Source organism: Kitasatospora sp. NPDC085895, assembly GCF_040702125.1.
In the GTDB taxonomy this organism is placed as follows: domain Bacteria; phylum Actinomycetota; class Actinomycetes; order Streptomycetales; family Streptomycetaceae; genus Kitasatospora; species Kitasatospora arboriphila.
The window spans coordinates 68,753-84,951 of sequence record NZ_JBFBJY010000004.1 but is presented as its reverse complement, the minus strand read 5'-3'; the positions used below and the strand labels follow the sequence as shown (position 1 = coordinate 84,951).

General features: G+C 75.4%; 18 protein-coding genes. 6 read left to right on the top strand and 12 right to left on the bottom strand.

The features are described 5' to 3' along the window. From AB0442_RS03900 to AB0442_RS03885, 4 genes are all read right to left on the bottom strand, one after another. On the bottom strand, positions 1–741 hold the full coding sequence (locus AB0442_RS03900) for a methyltransferase domain-containing protein (RefSeq protein ID WP_366160414.1): 741 nt from the start codon (positions 739–741) through the stop codon (positions 1–3). 3 nt (positions 742–744) lie between these two features. After that, positions 745–1,455, bottom strand: coding sequence for an aminoacyl-tRNA hydrolase (locus tag AB0442_RS03895; RefSeq protein WP_366160412.1), 711 nt, complete (start codon positions 1,453–1,455; stop codon positions 745–747). Between the two features lie 30 nt (positions 1,456–1,485). Further along, positions 1,486–2,406: a hypothetical protein gene (locus AB0442_RS03890; protein ID WP_363546080.1), complete on the bottom strand. Its 921-nt coding sequence runs from the start codon at positions 2,404–2,406 to the stop codon at positions 1,486–1,488. A gap of 113 nt (positions 2,407–2,519) precedes the next feature. Then, positions 2,520–2,993, bottom strand: coding sequence for a hypothetical protein (locus AB0442_RS03885; RefSeq protein WP_366160410.1), 474 nt, complete (start codon positions 2,991–2,993; stop codon positions 2,520–2,522). Between the two features lie 98 nt (positions 2,994–3,091). Here AB0442_RS03885 and AB0442_RS03880 point away from each other — a divergent pair, with 98 nt between their 5' ends. Continuing rightward, on the top strand, positions 3,092–3,463 hold the full coding sequence (locus AB0442_RS03880; RefSeq protein WP_366160409.1) for a YbjQ family protein: 372 nt from the start codon (positions 3,092–3,094) through the stop codon (positions 3,461–3,463). A 94-nt stretch (positions 3,464–3,557) separates the two neighbouring features. Continuing rightward, positions 3,558–4,736 (top strand): FAD-dependent oxidoreductase, encoded by a 1,179-nt coding sequence (locus AB0442_RS03875; RefSeq protein WP_366160407.1) that lies wholly within the window; start codon positions 3,558–3,560, stop codon positions 4,734–4,736. A 145-nt stretch (positions 4,737–4,881) separates the two neighbouring features. Here the strand turns inward: AB0442_RS03875 and paaE are convergent, their stop codons facing one another. From paaE to AB0442_RS03845, 6 genes are all read right to left on the bottom strand, one after another. Continuing rightward, positions 4,882–5,949: a 1,2-phenylacetyl-CoA epoxidase subunit PaaE gene (gene paaE, locus AB0442_RS03870; RefSeq protein ID WP_366160406.1), complete on the bottom strand. Its 1,068-nt coding sequence runs from the start codon at positions 5,947–5,949 to the stop codon at positions 4,882–4,884. After that, positions 5,950–6,447: a 1,2-phenylacetyl-CoA epoxidase subunit PaaD gene (gene paaD, locus AB0442_RS03865; RefSeq protein WP_366160405.1), complete on the bottom strand. Its 498-nt coding sequence runs from the start codon at positions 6,445–6,447 to the stop codon at positions 5,950–5,952. It lies immediately after the preceding gene. Further along, positions 6,441–7,322: a 1,2-phenylacetyl-CoA epoxidase subunit PaaC gene (gene paaC, locus AB0442_RS03860; protein ID WP_366160404.1), complete on the bottom strand. Its 882-nt coding sequence runs from the start codon at positions 7,320–7,322 to the stop codon at positions 6,441–6,443. The genes paaD and paaC overlap by 7 nt, the downstream gene beginning before the upstream one ends. A 30-nt stretch (positions 7,323–7,352) precedes the next feature. Next, complete coding sequence (gene paaB / locus AB0442_RS03855; protein WP_030265759.1) at positions 7,353–7,646, bottom strand: 1,2-phenylacetyl-CoA epoxidase subunit PaaB; 294 nt, start codon at positions 7,644–7,646, stop codon at positions 7,353–7,355. Next, positions 7,643–8,575 carry a 1,2-phenylacetyl-CoA epoxidase subunit PaaA gene (gene paaA / locus AB0442_RS03850; RefSeq protein WP_363546211.1) on the bottom strand — a complete coding sequence of 311 codons (933 nt, stop codon included), beginning with the start codon at positions 8,573–8,575 and terminating at the stop codon, positions 7,643–7,645. The genes paaB and paaA overlap by 4 nt, the downstream gene beginning before the upstream one ends. A 254-nt stretch (positions 8,576–8,829) precedes the next feature. Then, positions 8,830–10,170: a M20 family metallopeptidase gene (locus AB0442_RS03845; RefSeq protein ID WP_366160402.1), complete on the bottom strand. Its 1,341-nt coding sequence runs from the start codon at positions 10,168–10,170 to the stop codon at positions 8,830–8,832. Positions 10,171–10,701: 531 nt separating this feature from the next. Here AB0442_RS03845 and AB0442_RS03840 point away from each other — a divergent pair. From AB0442_RS03840 to AB0442_RS03825, 4 genes are all read left to right on the top strand, one after another. Next, a complete protein-coding gene (locus tag AB0442_RS03840; protein ID WP_366160401.1) occupies positions 10,702–11,718 on the top strand; it encodes an aldo/keto reductase in 1,017 nt (338 codons plus the stop codon). 40 nt (positions 11,719–11,758) lie between these two features. Further along, positions 11,759–12,346 carry a TetR family transcriptional regulator gene (locus AB0442_RS03835; RefSeq protein ID WP_030265773.1) on the top strand — a complete coding sequence of 196 codons (588 nt, stop codon included), beginning with the start codon at positions 11,759–11,761 and terminating at the stop codon, positions 12,344–12,346. A gap of 120 nt (positions 12,347–12,466) precedes the next feature. Beyond that, positions 12,467–13,375 (top strand): ADP-ribosylglycohydrolase family protein, encoded by a 909-nt coding sequence (locus AB0442_RS03830; protein ID WP_366160400.1) that lies wholly within the window; start codon positions 12,467–12,469, stop codon positions 13,373–13,375. Between the two features lie 83 nt (positions 13,376–13,458). Further along, a complete protein-coding gene (locus AB0442_RS03825) occupies positions 13,459–13,977 on the top strand; it encodes an SMI1/KNR4 family protein (RefSeq protein ID WP_366160399.1) in 519 nt (172 codons plus the stop codon). Between the two features lie 91 nt (positions 13,978–14,068). Here AB0442_RS03825 and AB0442_RS03820 read toward each other — a convergent pair whose 3' ends face one another. Next, entirely contained in the window at positions 14,069–15,538 is a 1,470-nt protein-coding gene (locus AB0442_RS03820) for a glycoside hydrolase family 6 protein (RefSeq protein WP_366160397.1), read from the bottom strand. Between the two features lie 249 nt (positions 15,539–15,787). Beyond that, positions 15,788–16,054: a GlsB/YeaQ/YmgE family stress response membrane protein gene (locus AB0442_RS03815; RefSeq protein ID WP_030265783.1), complete on the bottom strand. Its 267-nt coding sequence runs from the start codon at positions 16,052–16,054 to the stop codon at positions 15,788–15,790. Positions 16,055–16,199 lie beyond the last annotated feature (145 nt).

Genomic DNA, 16,199 nt, shown 5'->3' with positions numbered 1-16,199 from the left:
TCAGCCGCGTTGGAGGGCCAGCAGGCGGTAGCGGGGCTGCGGGCGGGGGCGGTCCTGGTCGGGGAGGGCGGCGAGGTCACGGCAGAGTCGGGCGCTGCCGTCCGGGCCGGCGGCGGTGGCCCAGGGGATGCGGCCGGCTTCGACGGCGCGGCGCCAGTCCGCGGGGCTGCGGCCCTGGCCGGTGCCGTCGAAGCCGGTCTCGGCGGTGGGCCGCAGCCCGTGACGGCCACCGGCCTCCAGCACCGTGCGGTGGCCGTCGGCGGGCGTCCGGCCGTGGGCCTCCCGCAGGGGTGCGGTGAGCCGGGCGACGTCGCTGTCGGTGCCGAAGGCGGCGGCGTTCTTGTCCACCGTGGTGATCACCACCCCGCCGGGGCGGAGCACCCGGGCGGCCTCGGCGAGCACCGGTCCGGCGTCCGGCAGCAGGTGGAGCAGCCAGACCAGGACGACGGCGTCCGCCCGGCCGCCGGCGAGCGGCAGCCGGCCGGCGTCACCGAGCACCACGCGGCCGGGCAGCCGCCCGGCGGCGACCGCGGCCATGCCGCCGGAGCGGTCGACGCCGAGGACGGTCCGGCCGGGACGGCGGAGCCGCGCGGTGACGATGCCGGTGCCGCAGGCGACGTCCACCACGAGGGCCGCGGCGGGCGGCAGCAGCCGTTCGACCGCGGCCGCGGCCGCCCCGGCGCGTTCCTCCCCGCCGCGGGTGGCGTCGTAGGTCGCGGCCTCGCCGTCGTAGTCGAGCACGGGCTACCGGAGAGCGGGGTGGTCGGCGACGACGGTGCAGCTGCCGGGGGCGATCTCGGTGAATCCGGCGTCGCGGACGAGGGGCAGGCCGCTCTCGGTGAGGGCGGCCCAGTCCTCGGGGACGGCGGTGCGGACGGCGAGCGCGAAGCCGCTCTCGGCCCACTCCTTGCGGCGGGTGTCGTCCAGCCGCCACCAGGCGAGCTGGGCGGCGTGGCCGGTCTGCGCCATGGTCTTGCCGGCGCTCATCTCCAGATCGGGGTTGAGCCAGAGCACCGGCAGCCCCCCGGCCGGGGCGGCGGGCGCCTCGGGGTCGTCCAGGTCGGTGCCGGAGACCTGGAGCTTGGCGAGTTCCTTCGGCCAGCCGTCGAGCGGGACGGGCGGGAAGACCCGGACCTCCGCGGTGGCGCCGGTGACGGTGATCCCGGGCAGCTCGCCGGCCTTGCGCCACTCGCCGCCGCGGGCCCGCCGGACGACCTTGCGGATCCGGGCGTCCTCCCACGCGGCGACCCGCTCGGCCCACTCGCCGTCCCCGTCGGTGACCCGGGGGTCGGCGAGCAGGGTCAGCACGGCGCGGGCCGAGGTCTCCAGCGCGTCGGTGCGGGCGGGCGGGTCGGCCCGCTCGATCCGGACGACCAGGGGCAGCACGTACTGCTCCTTGCTGTCGCGGTCGACGGGCTCGTCGGGGGTGCTCGGGGCGGCGAAGGGAGAACTCACCCCACCAGCATGCCAGCAGCCGCCGCGGCGTCAGCGGCGGTATCCGCGCTGGGGGTCGCGCTCCTCGGCGTCCTCGTAGCCGAGGAACCAGCCCTCGGGGTGGGTGGCGGCCAGCAGCTGGTCGATCCGGTCGGCGGTCTCCAGGTCGGGGTCGCCCTCGTCGGGCCCGTAGACGCCGAAGAGTTCGTCGGCGCAGCCGTCCCAGTCGTAGTCGTAGAGGTCGGCGGGCAGGTCGCCCATCATGTCGGCGACGGACTCGGGCTGGGCGCCGAGCAGGCTGCGGGCGTCGGCGAGGGCCATCCGCAGCGCCACCTCCTCGGCGAGGCAGCGGGGCAGCGGCCATTCGCCGAGCGAGAGGTCCTCGGCGAGGTCGTCGAAGGTGCGGGCGAGGGCCCGACGCCAGGTGCGGTGCATCGACCAGGTGCGGCGGGGCAGCCGGGCGTAGACCGTCCAGTCGGGCTCGTCGCCCTCGGTGACGGGCTCGTCCTCGTGCTCCTCCAGGTCGTCGTAGGCGGCGTCGGCGAGGCCGACCAGCTGGGTGTGCAGCAGACAGGCGGTGCGCGGGGTGAGCGTCCAGTCGGCGCCCTCGCCGTCCTCGCCGTCGAGCGGGAAGAGCTCGGCGAAGTCGGGGGCGAAGTCGTCGGTGACGCTGATCTCCAGGGTGCCGCCGAGCGCCTCGATGCCGGGGACGGCGGCGACCAGCCGGTCCGGGTGGAGCAGCACGCCGAGCGCCGCGTTCGGGTCGTCGGCGACCTCGCGGAGCAGTTCGCTGCGCTGCCCGACGGGGTCGGCCCCGTCGAAGTCCAGCTCGTCGACGGCCGCCAGCGCGGCGGCGCGCAGTGCCGGCCAGTCGGTGATGCGGATCCCGAGCACCACCGTCGCCTCGATCTCCTGCGCGCCGGAGTCCTCCGCCGCGCCCGGCCCCTGCGGATGATCGCTTCGCTCGCCCATGCGCCTACAGTACGGCCAGGGCGGCCCCGGAATCACCGGTGTCCGCCACCTTCTTCCGCGTGGTGGGCGGCGCGCGCCGGGGCGCCGCCCCGGCAGTGGGCCGGTGGTGGCCCTCAGGGGCAGCCGTCGTCCTCGGAGGCGTCCAGTTCGACGTGCACGGCGGACGGCTCGACGGTGACGGTGGCGCTGCTGCGCCAGCCGTCGAAGGACTTGGTGAGGCCGACGGAGGACCACGGGCCGCCGCCGGTGGTGGTCTCGTGCCGCCAGCCGGTCCGCGCGGCGAGGTGGCGGAGCCGCTGCTCGGTGGGTGCGGTGCGCGGGCCGGTGTAGTCGGCCGTGACCGTGGGCGGCATCCGGCCGTGCGGGGTGTCCCGGCAGGGCCACCTCCGCGCCGCGGCGGTGCTGCCGAGGGCCGTGGCGAGGGCGTCGAGCAGGGGGTCGCCGGCGAGCCGGTCGAGCCGGGCGTCCGCGGTGCGCGAGGGGTACTCGCCGGCTCCGGGCCGCGACGGCCACGCGACGGTGTCGCCGACCGCCATGACGATCACGAGCAGCCCGAGGCCGATGCCCTGCAGCACGGCCTTCAGCACGGCGGGATTCCCATGGCGGAGGACCCTATCGGACGAGGATCGGGCGCCCACCGGCGAGCCGGGGCGGCTTCCCGCGGCCCGTCACCGATGGTGGGGGCATGGGAAACATCGACGAGTACGGCGGCGGGCAGCGCCCGGACGCCGAGGTGCTGGTGGTGACCACCAACGACGTGCCCGGGCACCGGGTCGAGCACGTGATCGGCGAGGTCTTCGGCCTGACGGTGCGCAGCCGGCACATCGGCTCGCAGATCGGCGCGGGACTGAAGTCGCTGGTCGGCGGCGAGCTGAAGGGCCTGACCAAGACCCTGGTGGAGAGCCGCAACCAGGCGATGAGCCGGCTGATCGAGCAGACGAAGGCGCGCGGGGGCAACGCGGTGCTGATGATGCGCTTCGACGTGTCGGAGGCCGCCGACGTGGGAACGGAGATCTGCGCCTACGGCACCGCCGCCCGGATCGTCCCCCTCGGCTGACCCGCCGTCGACGGCCCGGTCCCGCCGGACGGGTGGGTCCGGGCCGTCGGCGTGCCTGCCGGAACATGTGCGGCTTGTGCAATGTTCCACAGGCATGACCGTTGAAGTCGAAACTACCTGGGGCGTGCCGCGCGAGGTGGACGTCGTGGTGATCGGCGCCGGGCAGGCCGGCCTGTCCGCCGCGTACCACCTGCGGCGGCGCGGCTTCGAGCCGTACCGCGGCTTCGTGGTGCTCGACGCGGACACCGCCCCGGGCGGCGCCTGGGCACACCGCTCCCCCTCGCTGCGGATGGCCACCGTGCACGGGTTCCACGACCTGCCGGACTTCGAACTGCCCGCCGTCGACCCGCAGGCACCGGCCAACACGGTCGTCCCGGGATACTTCGCGGCCTACGAGGCGAAGCACGCACTGCCCGTGCTGCGGCCGGTGCGGGTGCGGGCCGTCCGGTCGCTGCCGGACGGCCGGCTCCGGGTCGAGACGGACCGCGGCGACTGGACGGCACGGGCACTGGTCAACGCCACCGGCACCTGGACCAGGCCGTTCCTGCCGCACTACCCCGGCCGGTTCGAGGGCCGGCAGCTGCACTACGCGGACTACCGCGGGCCCGAGGAGTTCGCCGGGCAGCGCGTGATGGTGGTCGGCGGCGGCGCCTCCGCGATCCAGGTGCTGTCCGAGGTCGGCGCCGTCGCGGAGACGGTGTGGGTGACCCGGCGGCCGCCCGTCTACCGGGACGGCCCGTTCACCCCCGAGGCCGGGCGGGCCGCGGTGGCCCTGGTCGAGCAGCGGGTCCGGGAGGGCCTGCCGGTGCGGAGCGTGGTGAGCGTGACCGGACTCGGCCCGTCGGTGGCGTACCGGCGGGCCGAGGAGCTGGGCGTGCTCGAACGCCGGCCGATGTTCGACCGGCTGACCGCGCACGGCGCCGTCTGGGACGGCGTCGAGGAGCACGTGGACGCCGTCGTCTGGGCGACCGGCTTCCGGCCCGAGGTGACGCACCTGGCGCCGCTCGGCCTGCGGGGGCCCGGCGGCGGCATCCGGATGGAGGGCACCCGCGCCGCCGCCGACCCGAGGATCCACCTGGTCGGCTACGGCCCCTCCGCCAGCACCGTCGGAGCCAACCGCGCCGGCCGCACGGCAGCCAACGCCATCGCCGAACTGCTCGGGACACCCGCCCAGGGGCGGCCCCCTCACGCGGGCATCCGGGGTACCGCCCAGGGGCGCGGGGAACCGCGCAGTCCGAGGGTGGGCGTCACGACACTTCGGGCCAACCCCTGATCCGTACGGTGACCCGCATCCGAATCGCGCAGTCCCCCGCGCCCCTGGGTGGTTGCCTCACGTCCCGATTGCACAGTTCTCCCCCAGCCTTCGGCCGGGAGGTGCCCCCACGCGCCTCTGAGGGGTTGCCCTACTCCGAAAGCTCCTACCGGTCGAAGTCGATGGTGACCTTGTCGGTGACGGGGCGGGCCTGGCAGGTGAGGACGTAGCCGGCGGCGACCTCCTTCTCCTCCAGGGCGAAGTTGCGCCGCATCTCGACCTCGCCGTCGCAGACCAGCGCGCGGCAGGTGCCGCACACCCCGCCCTTGCAGGCGAACGGCAGGTCGGGGCGGGAGCGCTGGGCGCCGTCCAGCACCGAGCGGTCGCGGGGCAGTGCGAGCACGCTGGACCGGCCGTCGAGGACGACGGTGACCTCGCTGAGGTCACCGGAGACGGGCTGTTCCTCGCCCCGCTCGTACTCGGGCTCGTCCTCGGCGTGGAAGAGCTCCTGGTGGACCCGGTCGGCGGGCACGCCGAGTTCGGTGAGCAGGTGCTTGGCGCCGACGACCATGCCGTAGGGACCGCAGAGCCACCAGTGGTCGACCTCGGGGGTGTCGAGGAGGGCGCCGATCAGGGCCTTCATCCGGTCCGGGTCGAGGCGGCCGCTGAGCAGTTCGGCGTCGCGGCTCTCCCGGGAGAGGACGTGGACGAGCTGGAAGCGGCCGAGGTGGCGGTCCTTCAGGTCGGCGAGCTCGTCGGAGAACATGACGGTGTCGCTGCGGCGGTTGCCGTAGAGCAGGGTGACGCGGGAGCCGGGGTGGGCGTCGAGCACGGAGCCGGCGATGGAGAGCATCGGGGTGATGCCGGAGCCTGCGGCGATGAGCACGTGTTCGGCGGGCTCGTCGAGTTCGGGGGTGAACAGGCCGGTCGGGGGCATCACCTCGACGGGTTCGCCGACCCGGGCGTCGCGGACCAGCCAGCGGGAGAACAGCCCGCCGGGCACTTCCCGCACGGCGATCCGCAGCGACCCGCCGACGGGCGAGCAGAGCGAGTACGAGCGGCGCTCGTCGGCGCCGTCGACGATGCGGCGCAGGGTGAGCGTCTGGCCGGGCCGGAAGGCGAAGTCCTCGGCGAGGGTGTCCGGTACCTCGAAGGTGACCGCGACGGCGTCCTCGCAGAGCGGTTCCAGGGCTGCGATGCGCAGCTCGTGGAAGGTCGGGCGGCGGACGGCCATCTAGATCTCCTTGATCCGGTCGAACGGCTCGCGGCAGCTGCGGCAGCGCCACAGCGCCTTGCAGGCGGTGGAGCCGAAACGGGAGAGCTCCTCGGTGTCGGTGGAACCGCACTGCGGGCAGGTCACCGCGCGGCGGGTCGGGCCGAGCCGCAGCACTCCGCCGGAGGGCGGCCCGCCGGCGGACGGGGGTGCGATGCCGGCTTCGGTGAGCTTGCGCCGGCCCTCGTCGCTGATCAGGTCGGTGGACCACGGCGGGTCGAGCCGCAGCCGCACGGTGACGTCGGTGTAGCCGGCCTCCCGCAGCCGGGCGTCCACGTCGGCGGCCATCTCGGCGACGGCGGGGCAGCCCGAGTAGGTGGGGGTGAGCCAGGCGGTGACGGCGTCGCCGCTCTCCTCGACGTCGGCGAGCACGCCGAGGTCGGCGAGGGTGAGCATGGGCAGCTCGGGGTCGGTGACGGCGGCGGCCGCCTCCCAGGCGCGGGTGGTGGTGGTCACCATGTCGCCCCCGGATGGGCGCGGGCGACGACCTGCAGTTCGGCGAGCAGCGGGCCGAGGGCCTCGGTGTGGACGCCGTCGCGGCCGGCCCGGCCGCCGACGTACGCTAGCGGGGCGGCGTCCGGCACGGTGAGGGTGGCCTCGGCGATGTCGTCGGCGAGCAGCGCCAGCACGGGCACGCGCAGGGCGGCCGGGTCGGTGCCGAGCCGCAGTTCGACGGGGTGCGGGGTGAAGAGTTCGTCGAGCAGCGGCCAGACGGCGTCGAGGCCGGCCTGCATCCGCTCGTGCGAGTACGGGGTGCCGTCGCCGAGGCGCAGCAGCCACTCCTGGGCCCACTCGCGGTGGTAGGCGAGTTCCTTGGTGCCGGCGGCTGCGACGGCGGCGAGCACCGGGTCGGCGTGGTGGACGAGCCGCTGGTAGAGGGCCTGCCGGGCGGTGGCGAAGGCGAGGATCCGGGCGACGGTGTGCGCGAAGTCGCCGTTGGGCACCTCGACCAGCCGGACGTTGCGGAACTCGTGGTCCTCGCGCCAGTAGGCGAGGTCGTCCTCGGTGCGGCCGGAACCGTCGGCCTGGCCGGCCCGGGTGAGCAGCCGGCGGGCCTGGCCGAGCAGGTCGAGGCCGAGGTTGGCGAGGGCGACCTCCTCCTCCAGCTCGGGCGCCCGGGTGCACCATTCGATGAGCCGCTGGGAGAGCACCAGGGCGTCGTCACCGAGCATCTGGCAGTACGCGGCGAGGTCGGCGCCCTCGACGCCGTCCGGCAGCGCGGTGTCGACGCCGAGCAGCGGGTCGGCGAAGCCGGTGCCGTACGCCCAGCGGGCCTCGCCCTCGGGCTCGGGCCCGGCCTCGCTGAGCGTCAGGTACACGTGGTCGTCGGTCATGTCGGCATCCCCTGGTCGGACGGAGCGGGCTCAGATGTGCGGGACATCCTCGGGGATGTCGTAGAAGGTCGGGTGGCGGTAGACCTTGTCGCCGCTGGGGGCGAAGAACGGGTCCTGCTCGTCCGGGGTGGAGGCGGTGATCGCGGCGGAGGGCACCACCCAGAGGCTGACGCCCTCGTTGCGGCGGGTGTAGAGGTCGCGGGCGGCGAGCAGCGCCATCCGGTCGTCGGCGGCGTGCAGCGAGCCCACGTGGACGTGGTTCAGGCCGCGCCGCGGGCGGACGAACACCTCGTAGAGCGGCCAGCCGGCCCGGTTCGCGTTCACTGTGCGCTCCGCTTCTTCTCCGCGTACGCCAGGGCCGCCTCGCGGACCCAGGCACCGTCCTCGTGGGCGGCCCGGCGGCGCTCGACGCGCTGCGCGTTGCAGGGGCCCTGCCCGGTGATCACCTTCTTGAGCTCCGACCAGTCGGGCTCGCCGAAGTCCCAGCTGCCGCGCTCCTCGTTCCAGCTCAGGGCCGGGTCGGGGAGGGTGACGCCGAGGTGCTCGGCCTGCGGCACGGTCATGTCGACGAAGCGCTGGCGCAGGTCGTCGTTGGAGTGCCGCTTGATCCGCCAGGCCATCGACCGGGCGCTGTTCGGGGAGTCGTCGTCCGGCGGGCCGAACATCATCAGCGACGGCCACCACCAGCGGTCGACCGCGTCCTGCACCATCCGGCGCTGGGCGTCGGTGCCGCGCATCAGCGTCATCAGCAGCTCGTAGCCCTGCCGCTGGTGGAAGGACTCCTCCTTGCAGATGCGAACCATCGCCCGGGCGTACGGGCCGTAGCTGCAGCGGCACAGCGGCACCTGGTTGCAGATCGCGGCGCCGTCCACCAGCCAGCCGATCACGCCGACGTCGGCGAAGGTCAGCGTCGGGTAGTTGAAGATCGACGAGTACTTCTGACGGCCGCTGATGAGCTTCTCGGTGAGCTCGGCCCGGTCGACGCCGAGGGTCTCGGCGGCCGCGTACAGGTACAGGCCGTGGCCGGCCTCGTCCTGCGCCTTGGCGAGCAGGATCGCCTTGCGGCGCAGGGAGGGGGCCCGGGTGAGCCAGTTGCCCTCCGGCTGCATGCCGATGATCTCCGAGTGCGCGTGCTGCGCGATCTGGCGGACCAGGGTCGCCCGGTAGGCGTCCGGCATCCAGTCGCGCGGTTCGATCCGCTGCTCGGCACCCACCACAGCGTCGAAGCGCCCCTCCAGGGTCGCCTCGCTCAGCTCCGTCGCCGTCACTCCACCCACCTCCCGACTGACCGTTCGGTCGGTCCCATTCTGTACGGCCGGACCCCGGCCTGACAAGGCACGGTCCACGGCGGTCGCGGAGGGCGGGGGAACGGGGCGCCGCGGCGCCGGGCGCGAGCGGCCGGGCGGGCGCGGGTGGCAGGGGGCCGGGCGGGTCCGTGCACGGAGGACCCGGCGGGCCCGGGCGGGCGGTCCGGGCGGGGTCACCGCCCGGACCGGGGCCGGGGGGATCAGGCGCGGTCGCGCAGGCGGGGCAGCGGTACGGCGAGGAGCGCCGCCAGCAGGGCGATCCGCGGGGCGAACTGGTCGACCAGCACGTGTTCGTGCCGGGCGTGCGGACCGCGGCCGACGGCGCCGAGGCCGTCCAGGGTGGGCAGGCCGCGGGCGCCGGCGAGGTTGGTGTCGCCTGCGCCGCCGGCCGGGGCGCCGTCCAGCTGCTCGCCGAGCGCCGCGGCCAGTGAACGGACGTGCCGCAGCAGCGGGTTGACGGGACGCTCGGGCCAGGCCGGCCGACTGGACAGCACCTCGGTGCGGACCTTGGCGCCGGGCCGCAGCGCGGTGAGGTGGGAGAGGGTGTCGAGGGCGCGGCGCTGCGCCTCGGCGGTGGCGAAGCGCAGGCCGAGTTCGGCCTCCGCCCGGCCGGCGATCACGTTGGCGCGGGTGCCGCCGGTGATCCGGCCGGTGTTGAGCTCGGTGCCGGGCATCCGGCCGAGCCCGCGGACGGCGACCAGCTGGTCGACCAGTTCGTCGACGGCGGAGACGCCTTCGGCGGCGTTGTTGCCGGCGTGCGCCTCCCGCCCGGTGACGCTGAGCAGAACGCGGGTGGAGCCGCGCCTGGCGGTCTTGAGCCGGCCGTCGGGGTGGGACGGCTCCAGGCCCAGGACGGCCGCGGCGCCCGGGAGTTGGCGTTCGACCAGGCGCCGCCCGTCCGGGCTGCCGACCTCCTCGTCGGAGACCACCACCAGGCGGACCGTCCGGTGCGGGCGCTGTCCGAGGTCGGCGAGCAGAGCGAAGGCGCCCTCCAGCAGGGCGAGTCCGGCCTTCATGTCGAGCACGCCGGGGCCGCTGAGCCGGCCGTCCTCCTCCTCGACCGGCCAGTCGGCGAGGGTGCCGGCCGGCCAGACGGTGTCGTGGTGGCCGACCACCAGCAGGTGGGGCAGGGACTCCTCGCGGCCGGGCCACTCCAGGACCAGGTGGTCGCCGGCCGGCCCCTTCTCGCGGTGGGCGCGCGCGCCGGTGGCGCGGAAGCCGGCCGACAGTTCTTCGGCGAGGGCGTCGAGTCGGGGGGCGTCGCCGCTGGGCGACTCCAGGGCGGCGAGGGCGGCGCAGCGGCGGCGTACGGCGCCGGCGAGGGTGCGGGCCCGGGTGGTGAGCGCCTGCGGGAGTCCCGGCAGGGCGGGCAGGCCGGGTGCGGCTGCGGGGGCCGCCGGGTCGGCGGTCCGGGTCGGGGCGGGCGCCGCCGCGGTATTCGCGGGTTCGCCGTCGGCGGCGCGGTCGGCCGCGGGTTGTCCGGCCGCCGCTCCGGCCGGTGCCGTTCCCGGCTCGGCCGGGAGGACGGTATGCGGGCTCACCTCGCACCTCCACAACCCGGGGCGGTCGGGGCGGCCGACCGGGGTTGTGGCGGCCGTGGGGGTCGGGCGGCGGCCGGGACCGGTGTCCGGTCGGGCAGCGGTCGATGGTGCAACCTCGGACTGGGTGACACGTCGTCCTCCTCGCTCGCTCCGGCGGCCCCGGCGTCCGGGGTCCGTGGACGGCGCCCCCGGTGCGCGGTGCGGCCGGGCACCGGTAACCGGGGAGGCTCGGGAAGTGAGCCTAGAAGACCCGATCACCTTCGTGCGAGGTGGCCCGGTGCTGCGCGGCCCGTCCCGCGACGGGTGCGCGCGTCCCGGTCCCCACGATGGACCTGCGGTGTCGCTTCGGCAGTCCGAACCGCCCGCGGGCGGCCGATCCACGTCCGACGGGTGACGGCCGATCAGCCTTTGATATCGGTCACCCCCGCCTCGCACCCACGCCGGCCATCGGATGACAGATATTGAAATCTGTCATCCGACATGCCATAGTCGAATCGTCACCGCACTCCGCCCTCGACCCCGGGAGCCCCGATGCCCACCACGCCCACGGCGCCTGCCCGCACCACCCTCGGCACCACCGGCCCGGAGACCTCCGCCCTCGGCCTCGGCCTGATGGGCATGTCCGACCTGTACGGCCCCGCCGACGAGGCCGAGTCGATCGCCACGATCCACGCCGCCCTCGACGCCGGCGTCACCCTGATGGACACCGGTGACTTCTACGGCATGGGCCACAACGAGCTGCTGCTGCACGAGGCGCTCCGCGGCCGCGACCGCGAGACGGTGCAGATCAGCGTCAAGTTCGGCGCCCAGCGCGGCCCGGACGACAGCTGGCTCGGCTACGACGCGAGCCCGGCCGCCACCAAGTCCGCCCTGGCCTACACCCTGCGCCGGCTGCGCACCGACCACGTCGACGTCTACCGCCCGGCCCGGCTCGACCCGGACGTGCCGATCGAGGAGACCGTCGGCGCGATCGCCGAACTGGTGAAGGCCGGCTACGTCCGGCACATCGGCCTCTCCGAGGTCGGCGCCGAGACGCTGCGCCGCGCCGCGGCCGTGCACCCGATCAGCGACCTGCAGATCGAGTACTCGCTGCTCTCCCGGTCCCTGGAGGCCGAGGTACTGCCCGTGGCGCGCGAGCTCGGCATCGGCATCACCGCCTACGGGGTGCTCTCCCGCGGCCTGCTCAGCGGCCACTGGAACGCCGACCGGGAGATCGGCGCGAGCGACTTCCGCGGCCACAGCCCGCGCTTCCAGGGCGAGAACCTGACCCGCAACCTGGCCCTGGTCGAGGCGCTGCGCTCGGTGGCCGAGGCGAAGGGCGCCACCGTCGCCCAGGCCGCGATCGCCTGGGTCGCCTCCCGCGGCGCGGACGTCGTGCCGCTGGTCGGCGCCCGCCGCCGCGACCGGCTCGCCGAGGCACTCGGCTCGCTGGACGTCCGCCTCACCGCCGCCGACCTCGCCGCGATCGAGGCCGCCGTGCCGGAGGGGTCGGCCGCAGGCGACCGGTACGCTGCGGCACAGATGGCGATGCTGGACAGCGAGCGCTGAGCAGCCGCCCGCCGTACCGACACCGAAGGACGACCTCCCCGTGGCCACGGACAACGCACTCACCGCCGAGCAGATCCTGAGCACGGCGGAGGACGTCCTGCGGCGGTTCGGTCCGGCGAAGGCCACCGTGGTCGACATCGCCCGCGCCCTCGGCGTCAGCCACGGCAGCGTCTACCGGCACTTCCCCAGCAAGGCGGCGCTGCGCGAGGCCGTCACCCAGCGCTGGCTGGACCGGGCCCACGACGAACTCGCGGCGATCGCCGCCGAGCCGGGCCCGGCCGCCGAGCGGCTGCACCGCTGGCTGGCCACGCTGTTCGCCGCCAAGCGGCAGAAGGCGCTGGAGGACCCGGAGCTGTTCGCCACCTACATGGTGCTGGTCGGCGAGGTCAGCGGGACGGTGGAGGAGCACGTCGACACGCTGGTCGCGCAGATCCGGCAGATCGTCGAGGACGGCGTCCGGCGCGGCGAGTTCCGCGACGCCCCGGCCGGACCGGTGGCCCGCTCGGTCTTCCTCGCCACCGCGCACTTCCACGACCCGGCGCACGCCGCCGAGTGGTCCCGCCCGGCCGCCCAGGACGACTTCGAGGCCCTCTGGTCGCTCCTGCTGGAGGGCCTGCGCGGCCGCTGACGCGGCGCCGCACGCCCGCACCCGCCGCACCGGAGATCCACCGGCCCGGAAATCCGCTGGTCCGGGCCGCCCCGCCGCGGGGAGAATGCCGCCATCGGTCATTCTCACCCGGAGGACAACATGCGCGCGCCGGCCGCGGCCCTGGACAGCCTGCAGGGCCTCGCCCTCGGAGACTCCTTCGGCGACCGCTGGTTCTCGCCGCGCGTCGACGAGGCCGCCGCCGAGCAGGCCGCCCGGATCGCGCGGCCCGGGCCGTGGAAGTGGACCGACGACACCGCGATGGCGCTGGTCGTCGTCCAGCACCTCGACCGCTGCGGCGAGGTGCGGCAGGACGACCTCGCCCGCGAGTTCGCCGCCGCCTACACCGCCGCACCGCACCGCAAGTACGGGCCGTCGATGCACCAGGTGATGCGGGCCGTGCACGGGGGTGCGGACTGGCGGACCGTCACCGCCGGGGTGTTCGGCGGCCAGGGTTCGCACGGGAACGGCGCCGCGATGCGGGTCGCCCCGCTCGGCGCCTGGTTCGCCGACGACCTCGCCGTCGTCGCCGAGCAGGCCGGGCTCTCCGCCCGGACCACCCACCACCACCCGGAGGCCACCGCCGGGGCGGTCGCGGTGGCGGTCGCCGCGGCCCTCGCCGCCCGCAGCCGCGGCTCCGCCGCCCCGGGCCGGTCGGAGTTCCTGCTGGAGGTCGCCGGCCACCTGCCGGAGAGCGACGTCCGGTCCGGCCTGCGCACGGCCGCCCGCTTCCCGGCGGGCACCACCGTGCGGCACGCGGCCGTCGTGCTCGGCTCCGGTGCCCGGCTCTCCGCCCAGGACACCGTCCCGTTCGCCCTCTGGTCGGCCGCCGGCGCCCTCGACTCCCTCCCCGACACCCTCTGGGAAACCCTCGGCGGCTGGGGCGACATGGACACCACCTGCGCCGTCGCCGGCGGCGTCACCGCCGCCCGCACCGGCCTCACCGACGTCCCCGCCGCCTGGCTGGACGCCCGCGAGCCCCTCCCCGCCTGGGCGTCCCCGCAGCCCTGACGGCGGGACCGTCGGGCGGCGGGGCCCGGGCCGGCGTCAGCCCCCGGCCGCGGCCCGCACAGGAGGCGGCCCAGCCTGCGGGCATGACGGACGACGACCGCGTCCTTCCCGCCGCCCTCGCCGAGGTGGCCGGCATCGGCTTCGACTTCGACGAGGGCGAGGGGGTGGACTTCGAGCCCTACGACGCCTTCCTGAGCGCCGAGGAGACCACGGACCGGCTGCGCGCCTGGACGGGCGACCCGGAGCTGGACGGGGACGCCTTCCGGGTGTTCGGGCAGGACGGCACCGGGGGCTACGGCGCGATCTGGCTGGCGCACCCCGGGCGGCCGCTGGCCGAGCAGCCGGTGGTCTTCCTCGGGTCGGAGGGCGAGACCGGGGTGGTCGCCTGCGACCTGGGCTCGTACCTGTGGCTGCTCGCGGACGGGTCCGGCCCGCGCGAGGCGGTCGAGCACCCGGGGCGGGAGGCCCGTCCGAACGCGGAGTCGGCCGCCGTCGCGGAGCGCCTGGCGCCGGGCGCCCGCCGTCCGGCCGCCGAGGTGGCCGCGGAGGCCGCCCGGCGGCACCCGGACTTCGAGGACATGGTCTTGGAGCTCTGCCGCTGAGCACGCGGCCGGACGCGCGGCCGGACGCGCAGAAGCCGCCGACCGTGGTGGGGAAGCGGTCGGCGGCCGTGCCGTGCGGCGTGCCGCGGTGTCAGGCGACGGTGCAGGCGGAGCCGTTCAGGGTGAAGGCGCTCGGGGCCGGGTTGGCGGAGCCGTAGGTGGCCTGGAAGCCGAAGCCGGTGGAGGCGCCGGCGGCCAGTGCCCCGTTGTAGCCGAGGTCGGTGGCGGTGACCGCGGTGCCGGACTGCGTCACCTTGGCGTTCCAGGCGCTGGTGACCTTCTGGTCGCCGCCGAAGGTCCACTTCAGCGTCCAGCCGGTGATCGCGACGGTGCCGGTGTTCCTGACCGTCACGTCGGCGGTGAAACCGCCCGTCCAGGAGTTGGCCTTGTAGGCGACCGAGCAGGCCTCACTGCCGGTCGGCGGCTGCGAGGTCGGCGGCTGGCTGGTCGGGGGCTGGGACGTCGGCGGCTGCGAGGTCGGCGGCTGGCTGGTCGGCGGGGTGCTCGGGTCGGTGGCGTTCTGGGCCAGCTGGTAGGCGATGTCCGGGACGAAGGTGCCCGCGGCGGCCGCGCAGCCGTCGGCCTCGCCCGGGGGCTTCACCCACAGGAAGGCGTCGATCGCGGCGTCGCCGGTGGCCGCGGTCGGGTAGTTGCCGATCTTCCGGCCGGTCGGGTCGCACCAGGCGCTGCCCGCCGGGCCGTTGCCGTTGCGGCTGGTGTCGATCACGGCGTGCAGGTTGGCCGGGTTGCCGAGGGCGGAGAGCACGGACTTGGCGTAACCGACCTCGCCCGAGGTGGTGTTGAAGTTGGAGACGTTGGTGAAGAAGCCGTCCGCGTTGGTGAGGATGCCCGCGCTGCGCAGCCGGTTGGCCTGCTCGGAGGCGCTGTTCCAGGTGGAGTGGCCGCCGTCCAGGTAGACCTTGGCGTTGGGGGCGGCCGCGTGGATGGCCGCGCCGGCCCGGGAGAGCGAGGCGAAGCGGTCGGTCTGCTGCTGGGCGGAGAGGCAGGTGGTGAGCGCGATGGAGTCGGGCTCCAGGACGACGACCGAGCGCCCGCTGCCGAGGCCCGCCGCGAACTTGGTGACCCAGGCGTCGTAGGCGGCGAGGTCGGGGGCGCCGCCGGCGGAGGCGCCGCCGCAGTCCCGGTTGGGGATCTCGTAGACCACCAGCACCGGCACCTGGCCGGCCGCGGAGGCCGCGCCGGTGATCGCGCGGACGTCCGAGGTCACGGTCTCCGGCTTGTAGTTGGCGAACCAGACGCCCTGCGGCTGGCTGGCGATCCGCTTGGAGATCACCGGGGTGCGGGAGTCGTTGGGGTTGGCCGCGACCCACTTGACGACCTGGGAGGCCGGGTCCTTCCAGAACTGGGTGTCCGCGGGCAGGCTGCCCTGGACGGCGGCGCCGGCGCCGGTCTGGGTGCCGGCCAGCACCGAGACGGCCACCGCGCCGGCGGCGAGCGCCAGGGCTGCGGCGCGGCCTCGGCGGGCGGTGTGCCGGGGGCGGTCCGGGGTGGGGCGGCCGGGTGCCGGGGCGGCCCGTCGGACGCCGTCGGGGGTGCTCACAGTGGTCCTCCGCGTGCTCTCGGGTGGGAGAGGATGGGACGGCCGCCGGATATGGGAGCGCTCCCGCGCGGCCGGGGCAGATGCTAGCCGTGCCCGGCCGTGGGCGTAATCCCTTGCGCAGAAGGAGTTTTCGACGATGTTCGACGACCGGGAGACCGTGCCGGATCCGCCCTGGTGGGAGCGCTCCCGCAACGGAGTGAAGAAATCCGCCGCCGGCGGGCCCGCAGCGGGGCCCACCGGGGCGCGCGGTCAGTCCCGGGAGTTGCCGAACAGCAGGCGGTAGGCGATCAGCAGCACCAGGGCGCCGCCGATGGCGGAGACCCAGGTCGCCAGGTCGAAGAACTCCTTGGCCACCGGCCGGTGCAGCACGGTCGAGGAGATCCAGCCGCCGACGAACGAGCCGGCGATGCCGATGAGTGTGGTCACGATGAGGCCGCCCGGGTCGCGCCCGGGCAGCAGGAACTTGGCGATGGCCCCGGCGATCAGGCCGAGGACGATCCAGCTGATGAAACCCATACCTGTCTCCTTGCCCTCCGGGGTCCAACGCCGAACCGCGGTGCCCCGAAGGACGTCCGGCACGTCCCGCCCGGTTCCCGAACACCGCCCGAACACCCGCCCGGGCCGTCCGCCCCCCGTGCCGGCGCTGCCCCGGCCCCGCCCC

Coding starts and splice junctions, on each gene's coding strand:
- paaD (WP_366160405.1), bottom strand. CDS start 6,447: ATGGTGACCACCACCACCCGCGCCTGGGAGGCGGCCGCCGCCGTCACC.
- AB0442_RS03825 (WP_366160399.1), top strand. CDS start 13,459: ATGACGGACGACGACCGCGTCCTTCCCGCCGCCCTCGCCGAGGTGGCC.
- AB0442_RS03880 (WP_366160409.1), top strand. CDS start 3,092: ATGGGAAACATCGACGAGTACGGCGGCGGGCAGCGCCCGGACGCCGAG.
- AB0442_RS03875 (WP_366160407.1), top strand. CDS start 3,558: ATGACCGTTGAAGTCGAAACTACCTGGGGCGTGCCGCGCGAGGTGGAC.
- AB0442_RS03840 (WP_366160401.1), top strand. CDS start 10,702: ATGCCCACCACGCCCACGGCGCCTGCCCGCACCACCCTCGGCACCACC.
- AB0442_RS03890 (WP_363546080.1), bottom strand. CDS start 2,406: ATGGGCGAGCGAAGCGATCATCCGCAGGGGCCGGGCGCGGCGGAGGAC.
- paaE (WP_366160406.1), bottom strand. CDS start 5,949: ATGGCCGTCCGCCGCCCGACCTTCCACGAGCTGCGCATCGCAGCCCTG.
- paaC (WP_366160404.1), bottom strand. CDS start 7,322: ATGACCGACGACCACGTGTACCTGACGCTCAGCGAGGCCGGGCCCGAG.
- AB0442_RS03830 (WP_366160400.1), top strand. CDS start 12,467: ATGCGCGCGCCGGCCGCGGCCCTGGACAGCCTGCAGGGCCTCGCCCTC.
- AB0442_RS03815 (WP_030265783.1), bottom strand. CDS start 16,054: ATGGGTTTCATCAGCTGGATCGTCCTCGGCCTGATCGCCGGGGCCATC.